Source organism: Thalassolituus sp. UBA6592 (genome assembly GCF_002433655.1).
GTDB lineage: Bacteria > Pseudomonadota > Gammaproteobacteria > Pseudomonadales > Oceanobacteraceae > Venatoribacter.
This window is the reverse complement of record NZ_DJIO01000002.1, coordinates 1-10,467: the sequence shown is the minus strand read 5'-3', so window position 1 is coordinate 10,467 and position 10,467 is coordinate 1. Positions and strand designations below refer to the sequence as shown.

Sequence of the window (10,467 nt, the reverse complement as noted above, 5' to 3'; positions counted from 1 at the left end):
TAGAAATTTGTGGGACAGCAGTGGGCAGATGCCGTTTTTTTTATATCCAAAGACCAGGAAAACAACCTGCCCCGTCTGATATATGAAGGCTTATTCAGCCAGCTTACTCTGCGGCTTCACTTTCAGGATATTGCGGCAGATCGTCACCGATCACCAGCCACGGCACTTTGCTGCTTACCCAGATATGAAACTGTGGTTCAACTGCCGCAATATCATCCAGCGTGGCGATGGTCACATCCAGCTGATCCGGTGTATCACTGAAACGAAATACCACTTGTGCACCACAGTCAGCACAATACTCACGCTGCGCTTTATCACTGGAATAAAAATTTGCAGCTGTCCCCTGTGCGTAGCTGAACGCCTTTGCCGGAAATGTGGCCCACGCCGTCACCGGCGAGCCACTGACTTTGCGGCACATACTGCAATGGCAGTAGCTGGCATCAATCAGCTCACCGTCAATGCGATAACGCACGGCACCACACTGACAGCCTCCGGTGAGTATCATCAGCAAATCAGCCCGGTTGCTTATCAAAGGTTTTCACGCCTTCCGGCAAGGCAAACCAGTCCTGCTTTTCGCTGACCCAGGCATGAGCGGTCGGCTGAATAAAGCTGATATCAGAAAAATAAGAAGGTTTCAGTTTCAGCATCTCAGGCTGGGCCGGGTTGTAATGGTAAATGCGGTTACCGCACTGTGGGCAGAATTTTGCTGCCGCGACATTGCCGCTCTCCGCCATACGTTGCCAGTCTTTTAATTCGCCTTCAATTTCAAGATCAGACGCTTTCACCATGGCCGTCAGACTGAAAGCGCTGGTCGACAGCTTCTGACATTCGCGGCAATGACAGGCAACAACCATTTGAGGTGCCGCCAATAAACGCAGCTTAACGCTGCCGCACTGGCAGCTGCCTTCTACCGGATAGTTCATACTGTTTCTCCTTTTTAAAGGCGATTAATATCGAGGCCCTGTTAATATAGAGGCCCTGCTAATCTTTAAACCCAACATCATCAGGCGCCGTACAGATTCATAATCCAGCCAATAAACAGTACCTGAGGCACGGTAATCAGCGGCAGGAAAAGTGAAATTTTCCAGCTTGCCGTGGTCTCTTTCAATGCCATGATCTCGGTATAGTCCGTTGCTGCACCGGCCATTAAAAAGGTAAAGGCATTACCTGGTGCTCCGGCGCGGTTAAACAGATCCGCAGCAATCGGGCTGGAACCTTCGGAACAGACTTCAATAATGGTCGTGGCGATTAACGTCATCACCAGTCCGCCGAAGCTGGCACCAAACCAGACACCAAATTCTTCCGCCGGCACAAATGCTCGGATCAAAGCTACCAGCACCACGCCAAACACCACCCAGCGCAGCACCATTTTCGATTCTTTTAACCCCTGCCAGAACATTTTTGCCAACGCTGCCGGCGACCAGTCGTGATCACCCCAGGTTTGTTTTAATGTCGGCCACATGGCGACTTCGGTGTAGCTTTCCTGATATGGGTTAGCTGGTAAGGTGCCGTTGGCGACCAGACGATCGAAAATCCAGCCACTGACCCAGGCGATCAGCATCGAAAAAACAATAAACAGCAGGGTCCATTTCAGGCCGATCAAGCCAATCAGAATTAATGTCAGTGTCAGTGAATTCCACGGACTGGCAATCAGAAACGCCATCACCTGACCGATACTGGCGCCACGCTCGTAAAGCTTCATTCCCACCATAAGAATGCCGTGATTACACAGATCGAGCATCAGTCCCGCCAGCGTGGCACGGAAAATCCCCCGTTTAGTACCACCGCGTCCCAGCACAGACATCACCAGCTCACGCGGAATACGACCGAGAATTCCAACGAAAAATGCGGCCGTTAAAATCCCCCACCACATGGCATTTACCATTTCATAGGAGGTGTGTGCCATAACACTCAGCCAGGATGGCTCAGTGGCGAGTTCATCTGCTGCCCCATGCCCCATAATCAGCGACAGTGCGTAACCAACTGCCACCAGCGGCAGACAGATCCACATAATCCAGTCGATGCGTTTTTTACCATCGGATGGCCCGCAGCAACCGCCACCACTGTCTTCTTCACCGCCACCGCAACAGGACGATACAGTCGCCTTAGCACTGGTTGAGCAGCAGCTGTCAGCAGCATTGACCTCAGTGCCACAGCAGCTATCGGCCGCAGCTGTTTTTGTCTCTGCCTTACTGGAGGAACAGCAGCTGCTTTTTTCTGCAACAGAGGAAGCACAGCAGCTTTCTTTTACAGCTTCTTTTGGTTCCGGCGATGCTGCTTTTACGTCGCCTGCACAACAGCTTTCACTTCCGCTGTAAGCGCCGCCTGACTGACAGCAACCGCTGTCCGCAGCAACGTTTTCCGAACCAACGTTTTCCGCACCGATGCTTTCCGCCCCAGCATTTTTCAGCGGCGCAGATCCGCAGCAGCCAGTATCCTGTTTATTCATAATGATGTTCCTCCGCAGAGTGGTCGTCCCCTGCATGACCTTCAATCAGATGGCAGATATGTTCACCGCATGGCTGACAATCCGGCTGCTGTTGCCAGCTCGCCACAGCACTTTCCATTCGTTCAACCAGCGCCTGCATAGCCTGCAAACGCTCCCGCGCGTCTTTTAATCTGGGCTCGATCAGCTGACGCACCGTGGGGCAAGGCGATTGCCCTTTTTCGGATTCCCGCAGCATGATCTGAATATCATCCAGCGTGAAGCCAAGATCCCGCGCCTGACGGATAAACCTCAGGCGCTGTTGTTCACGACGGCCAAAACGATGGTAACCATTGTCACCTTTGGGCGGTGTCAGCAGACCAATGCGAACGTAATGGCGAATGGTATTGGCACTGATCTGTTCAGCACTGGCGAGTTCATGAACCTTCATAAAGTCTCCTCACTGCTTCATTTGCCAGCAGAATAAACCTGCGAGTGACTCACAGGTCAAATAATATCGTGGATCCGCGCACAATATCAGTATCCGCCCGCTGCACTGCTTATTTTCATCTATTCTTAAACTGGTTATGTCATCCAATCATGCGGGCGTTCAATGTTTTCTATCCGGCAGCTCTACATCCTGGTTGCACTGGGCTATACGGCCCTGCTGTTCATCGCCATGCTGATGCTCAGAGCCTTCTGGTTTTATCCGCAGGAAGTGGAACAGGCGCTCTATATTCAGCAGAACGAAGTACACAGTTTTCTGGTTGCACTGGAGCTCAGGGACCAGCAACTTTCCTCTCTTTCTGATGATTACGCCATCTGGAATCAAAGTGTCGATTTCACCGATACTTCCGATCCTGAATATCTGTCCGACAACTTCGAGCCAGAGACCTTTGATACCCAGAGTCTGGCCGCTGCAGCCATTCTCGATCGCTTTGGCAAGCCCTTATATTATGCAGGCTTCGCTGCTGAGGCACTGATACCGGAACCCGACTATCTGGCGGACTGGCTCACCAGTGATTCCGTTAACTTTATGCCTGATAACCAGATCAGTTCCATCGAACTGATTAACCAATTACCTCATCTGGTTTCATCCAGCGCTATTCGCCTGAGCGATGAAAGTACCGATATTCACGGCTGGATGATTCTGATACGCCGTATCGATGCGGAATTTATCCGGATTCTGGCTGATGTCTCCCGCCTGCAGATCACACTGACAGAGCCGCCTTATGCCGCAGCATTCAGCAATCTGAGGATGCCTATCAAGGATGTTCAGGCAGCCCGCAGCGGCTGCATAACAAACAATGCCGGGGCAGCTTCCCTTTGCGTCACCATTCAGCATGGTAACGGTGCCGGCCCCAGCCTGATAAACACCCCGGTGCTGCTGGCTTTTCTGCTGATCAGCATTATCCCGGCGATCATTTTTATTATGCTGCTGAAGGTCATCATTGATCCGATTGAGTACGCGCTGAAATTTCTTAACCAGAACAACAGCTCCGGCCAGGTGCGCCCGCTGATCTTCAGTAAAAGTCCACACGTCAAAGAGCTGGTCGAACTGAAAAAAGCCTTTAATCAGCTGGTGATGACCAGCAAACGTCAGCAGATAAAACTGGAGCGGATTTCCAACACCGACCGCCTCACGGATATCAGTAACCGCCGCGCCTTCGACGAAGCACTGGATAAATCCTGGCGGCGTATTCAGCGTCATCCACAATCCATCGCCCTGATTCTGGTGGATATCGACTATTTCAAAAACTTTAATGATCACTATGGCCATCAGGCCGGTGACAGCGCTCTGCAGCAGGTGGCCAAGGCCCTGGCTGGCTGCACCCGCCGTACCGATGAGATTGCCGCACGCTTTGGCGGTGAAGAATTTGCGCTGATTATGGAAGCTGAAGACGCCACCGCGTTAAACCGCATACGCCAGCGCATGGACGAGGCCATTCACAGCCTGCATATACGCCATGACTACTCTCCGGCATCAAAAGAGCTGACCGTCAGTTACGGGATTGCCTGGATACGGGATTCCGGCCCATGGCTGGAAGAGTATGAAATGAAGGTCTGGCTGAGAGCAGCGGACGCTGCTCTCTATGAAGCCAAAGCTGCGGGCAGAAATTGCAATATGTTGCAGATCCTGAGCCGCGACGTGCCGCTTACAGAGTCACCTGTATTGCAGCAATTGCCCGGTTAGCTTTTGCCCGGGCAGCCTCTTCCGACTCATCGCGGGCCAGTGCTACGCCGAGACGACGCTTGCCGGACACTTCAGGCTTACCGAACAGACGCAGCTGGGTATTCACCTCAGCCAGCGCCAGCTCCAGATTACCGAACTGCATGGATGAAGACTCACCGGCTACCAGCAGTACAGAAGATGCTGATGGACCATGCTGCACAATGTTCGGAATCGGCAGACCGAGAATCGCCCGTGCATGCAGGGCAAACTCAGACAGATCCTGAGAAATCAGAGTGACCAGACCGGTGTCATGGGGGCGCGGTGATACTTCGCTGAAGATCACATCGTCACCTTTGACAAACAGCTCGACACCAAACAGACCCAGACCACCGAGATCGCCGGTCACTTTGCGCGCGATATCCTGCGCTGCAGCCAAAGCGGCGTCGGTCATGGCCTGTGGCTGCCAGGATTCCTGATAGTCACCATTTTCCTGACGGTGGCCGATCGGATCACAGAAGCTGGTGACAATCTCACCGTCAACGTTCTTATGGCGAATGGTCAGCAGAGTAATTTCAAAATCAAAGTCTACGAACCCTTCGACGATCACTTTACCCTTACCGGCACGACCACCTTCCTGGGCATACTGCCAGGCGGCATCCAGCTCAGAGGATTCACGCACAAAGCTCTGACCTTTACCGGATGAACTCATGATCGGCTTAACCAGACACGGCAGGCCGATTTCTTCCACCGCAGCATCAAAAGCTTCACGGCTATCAGCAAAACGATAGGTCGAGGTTGGAACACCCAGCGTTTCTGCCGCCAGACGACGGATGCCTTCGCGGTTCATGGTCAGCTGTGTAGCACGGGCCGTCGGAATGATGTTCACGCCTTCTTTTTCCAGCGCCGCCAGTGTATCGGTAGCAATGGCTTCGATTTCCGGTACCACCAGATGCGGTTGTTCCTGTTCAATCACGGCCCGCAGCGCATCGCCGTCGAGCATACTGATCACATGGCTGCGGTCTGCGACCTGCATAGCCGGCGCATTGGCGTAGCGATCCACCGCGATGACTTCACAGCCCAGACGCTGCAGTTCGATAACAACTTCTTTACCCAGCTCACCCGCGCCGCAAAGCATGACGCGTGTAGCCACCGGGGAAAATGGTGTTCCCAATGTGGTCATAAAAAAATCCGGTATTTAAGATTCAGGGGTGCCGGTAACCGGCATAAAGTTCATGGCAGCCTGTTCCCGCACGGCGACCTTCTTCATAACTTCGCGTTTTTCGTCGTCACTGTAGCTGCCCCAGCGCGAAATTTCTTCGCCCGTACGCTGACAGCCCATACAGATATTATCGTCGTCCAGCGCACACACGCAGACGCAGGGTGATTTAACACCACTCATCAGAGTTCAACCTCCTGCAGGGATTCGAGATAACGGCGGCCATTATGCACATAGTGAGCGGCGCTGGCTTCCAGCATTTTCTTTTGCTGATCGCTCAAGGTGCGCTTAATCACTGCCGGCGATCCGACCACCAGCGAGCCATCGGGAATTTCCATGCCCTCTGGTACCAGCGCATTTGCTCCGATAATGCAGTGTTTACCGATTTTTGCACCATTGAGAACGACAGCCTGAATGCCGATCAGCGAATAATCGCCCACCTCGCAGCCATGCAGCATGGCCTGGTGCCCGACGGTTACGCCTTTGCCTAAGGTCAGGGGAATTCCGGCGTCGGTGTGCAATACCGAGTTGTCCTGCACATTTGTCTGCTCACCTATGGTGATACGGTGGTTATCACCGCGGATCACCACACCAAACCAAATACTGGTGTTGTCCTGCAGCTCAACGTTGCCGATGACGGTGGCGTTTTCTGCAACGAAAACGCCCTCTCCTTTTTGCGGGCAAAGGTCGCCCAGTCGATAAAACATAAAAACTCCGCTGTCGCTCACATACGCAAAGCGATATTGCCGTCCCAGAGATTGTTCATCATTTCCGCGATGACCATGGCGGTCAGACCCCAGATATGAAAATTTTCATAGTCGTAGCTGGGCACGGAGATATTGTCCCGTTCAAAGTAGCCGGATGGCGGCTGACGGAAAAGATCCAGAGGTGCCATAAAGATGGCATCGAGTTCATCAGGATTCGGCTGATAATCCAGACCAGGCGGCACAACGGCCAGCACCGGCGTGATCAGATAACCAAAGCGGGACACCACCTGATCCAGTTCCCCCAGCACCTGAACATCACGGGCAGCAAGAGCAACCTCTTCTTCCGCCTCACGCAGTGCGGTGGCGATAATATCAACGTCTTCCGGATCACGCTTACCACCAGGAAAGGCCACTTCCCCCTTGTGCGATGACAGATTGGACGAGCGCAGGGTAAGCAACAGCTGAGGGTTCTCTTCATCTGTCAGCGCGACCAGCACACCGGCTTCGGCGAGTTGCGGCTGGCGGATACGACGGGGGCTGTGCTGCTGCAGGCGCGCGGTAAGATAGTCAGTTAATGGCAGATTCATGGTTTCATTGTACTGCCGGGTCAGGATGTGGGCCAGCCTATTACCTGACGACATGGTCCCTGCATGTTTATATTATTTTGTTATAAAACGTAACCAACGCTGAGATAACCGACAAAATTTTGTTATCCGCCGCGTCAAAACGTTTACTTAACAGCTTGTTTTTAAACCAGTTTTCGATTTTTTGCCGACTTTGCGATACAGATTTTTTCTTATTATTCAGTGAGTTGCAGAACCTGACATTGCTGACCGTGGAAGTTTTGACGGTCATGTTTTTTGGGTAGACTAGATCCCACAAAAAGCAAACTTTTACTTTTGGGGGCTGACAATGCAGTTACCTTCTTTCGAAGAATTACGAAAGCTGGCTGAGACAAATCCAGACAAACTGGAATCATTACGCCAGACTCTGATTGAAGACACCATCGCCAGTGCACCGGATGACATTCAGCGTCGTCTGCGCGGCCTGCAATTCCGTATCGATGCCGAACGTCAGCTGGCCAGCAATCCGATGTCTGCCTGCATCCGTATTTCAGCCATGATGAATGAGCGTCTGCATTCATTAATGGAAGCCCTGAATACCCCGACCGGTGAACTGCCTGCCGGGCGTCAGCAGCCGTCAGCGTCAATTCTCAGCTTCCCTTTGATAGCCAACTCCTGAGATACTGAGCGCATTGATCTTCAGTAAGGCCCTGCCATGAAATACTGCAGCCAATGCGCCTCCGAGCTGGTTATCACCATCCCCGACGGTGATAACCGCGAACGCCATGTCTGCCCTGCCTGCCAGACCATTTTTTATCAGAATCCACGCATTGTTGCCGGAACCATTCCTGTGTATCAGGGCAAAGTTCTGCTCTGCCGCCGCGCCATCGAACCACGCCGTGGGCTGTGGACCCTGCCCGCCGGATTTATGGAAAATGGCGAAAGCACAGAAGAAGCAGCTCTGCGTGAAACCCTGGAAGAAGCCCAGGCCTGCGTAGACATCCGCTCATTGTTCAGCGTTATCACGGTACCGCACATTGATCAGGTGCACATTTTCTTCCTGGCAGAGATGAGCACGCCGGAGTTTGGCGCTGGTGAAGAAAGCCTGGACGTTCAGCTGTTCAGCCCCGAAGACATCCCATGGGATGAAATGGCCTTCCCTACGGTCAATAAAACGCTGAACCTGTGGCTGAAAGACGACTCTCCGACACAGCCAACCTATGTGTTTGATATCCGCACGCCGTACAAAAAGCCAGAGTAAGTGTTAGCTGAGCAGCGCTTAAACGTCTGGCTGGCCAATCTTCACAGATCAGCCAGCTGCACCACATCATAGGCCGGTTCTTCATAGGGGTGTGCCTTCTTCAGCGCCGCGACCGCGGCCCTGACCAGCTCATCCTCACACACCAGCTCCACCCGGTATTCTGCCACTTTTTCCAGCTCGCCAACGGCACCGACAAACGGGTCCGCACCTTCCATAGGCCGGAACTGGCCTTGCCCGGCAACCTGCCAGCAGCAATGTTCATAATCACCGATGCGTCCGGCGCCGGTGGCAAACACCGCCTCTTTCACCTCTTCCAATTGTGCTTCTGGCACAAAAAAAACGATCTTATACATACTTATATCAACTCCCTGGAAAGCAAAGTCCCACCATTGTTCTAGGCTTAAGTAACTTCAGTAAGATAACAAGCTGCAATAAAGGGTCATGCATGAAGCTCAGTAACCTCTCCATTCAACACAAAGTCTACCTCGCGCTGGGCAGTATCTTTCTGCTGGTGCTGATTATCGTAGTCAGTGTTGCGGTTTCGTCTGAACGTCAGATGAGCGCAGAGATGGCGCACTCTCAGCTCAAAGACAAAGCTTCAGGTTATCTCGATACCATGAACATGCTGATGATATCCGGTGCCATTGGCAACCGTGAAATGGTCCGCACCAAGCTGTTATCAGACAGCAATATCGTTGAAGCGCGCATGATCCGTGCGCCCAAAATCGACCAGTTCTACGGCAAAGGTCTTGATCACGAATACGCTCAGGATGACCTCGAACGTCGCGCTCTGCAGGGTGAAGAAACCCTGGTCACCACAGATGATGCCAATGGCCATATCATGACGCTGGTGACCCCTGTCTACGCCCATGAGAATTACCGTGGTACCAACTGCCTGGGCTGCCATCAGGCTCAGGACGGCGAAGTGCTCGGCGCCATCCGTATCAGTTATTCGCTGGAAGAGCTGGACGGGCATATCTTCAGCAATATGCTGCGTATGGGGATTATTCAGGCGAGTATGTTTATCGCTGCTCTGGTGGTGCTGTCTCTGCTGCTGCGCAAAGTCGTTATCACACCGGTTAAACGCATGCACCAGACACTGACGACCATGGACGAAGATTCGGATCTCACTCATACCGTCGAAGTCACCAGTACCGATGAAATCGGCAGCACCGGCCGGGCTCTTAACCATATGATTGAGAAGCTGTCGGACTCACTGAAACGCGTGGTGCAGACCTCCTCTGAGCTCGAACTGGCAGCGCAGAATATTGATCAGTCATCGGCCGAATCACTGCGCGCGGCACAGTCACAGAAACAGGAAACCAATGATATCCGCCAGGCCATTGAAGCACTGCATGAAAGCATCAGTCTGGTGATGGGCAATGCCGAACAAAGCAGTGATGCCTCTTCCGAAGCGAAAGTTGTGGCGCACAACGGCGTAAACAAAACCGACGAAGCCGCTGACAACATCCGTAAAATGAACGACGCCATCAAAACCACCACAGGTGTTATCACCAGCCTCGACGAACAAAGCAACAATGTGGGCGGTGTTCTGGAGGTAATTAAAGGCATCGCCGAGCAAACCAACCTGTTGGCGTTAAACGCCGCCATTGAAGCAGCCCGTGCCGGTGAATCAGGACGGGGCTTCGCAGTGGTTGCCGATGAAGTGCGTTCACTGTCACAGCGTACGCATGAATCGACTCAGGAAATTGAAGCCATGGTGGAAGCGCTGCAGTCGCAGGCGCGCAATGCCGTAAGCTCGATGGAAAACGCCCAGAACATTGCCGAAGAAGGCTCAGAACGGGTACGGGAAGCTGCCGAAGCTCTGCATCAGATGACGCAGCACGTGGACCGCATGAGCGAACTGAACCGTGAAACCCTGCAACGTATGCAGGCACAGGTGTCTCTGGGTCAGGACGTTTCCCGTGGCATTGAATCCATTGCCAGCCACTCTCTGAACACAGAATCCTGTGCAGAAAAAACCGCCGGTATTTCACGCAATCTGGTGGGCATGGCCAATCATCTCAATACCATGGTGCGTAAATTCAAGCTCTGATTTATATCCTGCAGGCACCCTGAAATAAAAAGTGCGCACTGACGCACTGCTGTCCCACAGTTTAAA

General features: G+C 52.8%; 13 protein-coding genes. 4 read left to right on the top strand and 9 right to left on the bottom strand.

The genetic code is table 11. The annotated features are described in order from the left end of the window. Positions 1–103 precede the first annotated feature (103 nt). The 4 genes from B2Z72_RS00110 to B2Z72_RS00095 all read right to left on the bottom strand — a co-directional run bounded on the left by B2Z72_RS00110 (position 104) and on the right by B2Z72_RS00095 (position 2,876). Positions 104–505 (bottom strand): GFA family protein, encoded by a 402-nt coding sequence (locus B2Z72_RS00110; protein WP_296984985.1) that lies wholly within the window; start codon positions 503–505, stop codon positions 104–106. A gap of 7 nt (positions 506–512) precedes the next feature. Continuing rightward, on the bottom strand, positions 513–923 hold the full coding sequence (locus B2Z72_RS00105) for a GFA family protein (RefSeq protein WP_296984986.1): 411 nt from the start codon (positions 921–923) through the stop codon (positions 513–515). 80 nt (positions 924–1,003) lie between these two features. Beyond that, positions 1,004–2,449 (bottom strand): permease, encoded by a 1,446-nt coding sequence (locus B2Z72_RS00100; protein ID WP_296984988.1) that lies wholly within the window; start codon positions 2,447–2,449, stop codon positions 1,004–1,006. Then, entirely contained in the window at positions 2,442–2,876 is a 435-nt protein-coding gene (locus B2Z72_RS00095) for a MerR family transcriptional regulator (RefSeq protein ID WP_296984989.1), read from the bottom strand. Before B2Z72_RS00095 ends, B2Z72_RS00100 begins: the two co-directional genes overlap by 8 nt. A gap of 162 nt (positions 2,877–3,038) precedes the next feature. Between B2Z72_RS00095 and B2Z72_RS00090 the strand changes: the two genes are divergently transcribed. Further along, positions 3,039–4,619 carry a GGDEF domain-containing protein gene (locus B2Z72_RS00090; RefSeq protein ID WP_297003943.1) on the top strand — a complete coding sequence of 527 codons (1,581 nt, stop codon included), beginning with the start codon at positions 3,039–3,041 and terminating at the stop codon, positions 4,617–4,619. Here the strand turns inward: B2Z72_RS00090 and purT are convergent. Genes purT through B2Z72_RS00070 form a run of 4 tightly spaced genes read right to left on the bottom strand, consistent with a single transcriptional unit; the run spans position 4,582 to position 7,162 of the window. Further along, positions 4,582–5,778, bottom strand: coding sequence for a formate-dependent phosphoribosylglycinamide formyltransferase (gene purT / locus B2Z72_RS00085; RefSeq protein WP_297003940.1), 1,197 nt, complete (start codon positions 5,776–5,778; stop codon positions 4,582–4,584). The two genes, B2Z72_RS00090 and purT, sit on opposite strands and share 38 nt — an antisense overlap. A 15-nt stretch (positions 5,779–5,793) precedes the next feature. After that, entirely contained in the window at positions 5,794–5,997 is a 204-nt protein-coding gene (locus B2Z72_RS00080) for a DUF1289 domain-containing protein (RefSeq protein WP_296982799.1), read from the bottom strand. Beyond that, positions 5,997–6,521, bottom strand: coding sequence for a gamma carbonic anhydrase family protein (locus tag B2Z72_RS00075; RefSeq protein WP_296982798.1), 525 nt, complete (start codon positions 6,519–6,521; stop codon positions 5,997–5,999). Before B2Z72_RS00075 ends, B2Z72_RS00080 begins: the two co-directional genes overlap by 1 nt. Before the next feature lie 17 nt (positions 6,522–6,538). After that, positions 6,539–7,162 (bottom strand): CoA pyrophosphatase, encoded by a 624-nt coding sequence (locus tag B2Z72_RS00070; RefSeq protein WP_296982797.1) that lies wholly within the window; start codon positions 7,160–7,162, stop codon positions 6,539–6,541. A gap of 271 nt (positions 7,163–7,433) precedes the next feature. On the opposite strand from B2Z72_RS00070, the gene B2Z72_RS00065 reads away from it, so the two are divergent. Together B2Z72_RS00065 and B2Z72_RS00060 are read left to right on the top strand one after the other, a co-directional pair. Continuing rightward, positions 7,434–7,763, top strand: a complete 330-nt coding sequence (locus B2Z72_RS00065) for a DUF3135 domain-containing protein (RefSeq protein ID WP_296982796.1) — start codon at positions 7,434–7,436, stop codon at positions 7,761–7,763. 36 nt (positions 7,764–7,799) lie between these two features. Then, positions 7,800–8,345, top strand: a complete 546-nt coding sequence (locus B2Z72_RS00060; protein ID WP_296982795.1) for an NUDIX hydrolase — start codon at positions 7,800–7,802, stop codon at positions 8,343–8,345. 41 nt (positions 8,346–8,386) lie between these two features. Here B2Z72_RS00060 and B2Z72_RS00055 read toward each other — a convergent pair whose 3' ends face one another. After that, positions 8,387–8,698: a YqfO family protein gene (locus tag B2Z72_RS00055; RefSeq protein ID WP_296982794.1), complete on the bottom strand. Its 312-nt coding sequence runs from the start codon at positions 8,696–8,698 to the stop codon at positions 8,387–8,389. Positions 8,699–8,790: 92 nt separating this feature from the next. Between B2Z72_RS00055 and B2Z72_RS00050 the strand changes: the two genes are divergently transcribed. Further along, positions 8,791–10,401 (top strand): methyl-accepting chemotaxis protein, encoded by a 1,611-nt coding sequence (locus B2Z72_RS00050; protein ID WP_297003938.1) that lies wholly within the window; start codon positions 8,791–8,793, stop codon positions 10,399–10,401. Positions 10,402–10,467: the final 66 nt, after the last annotated feature.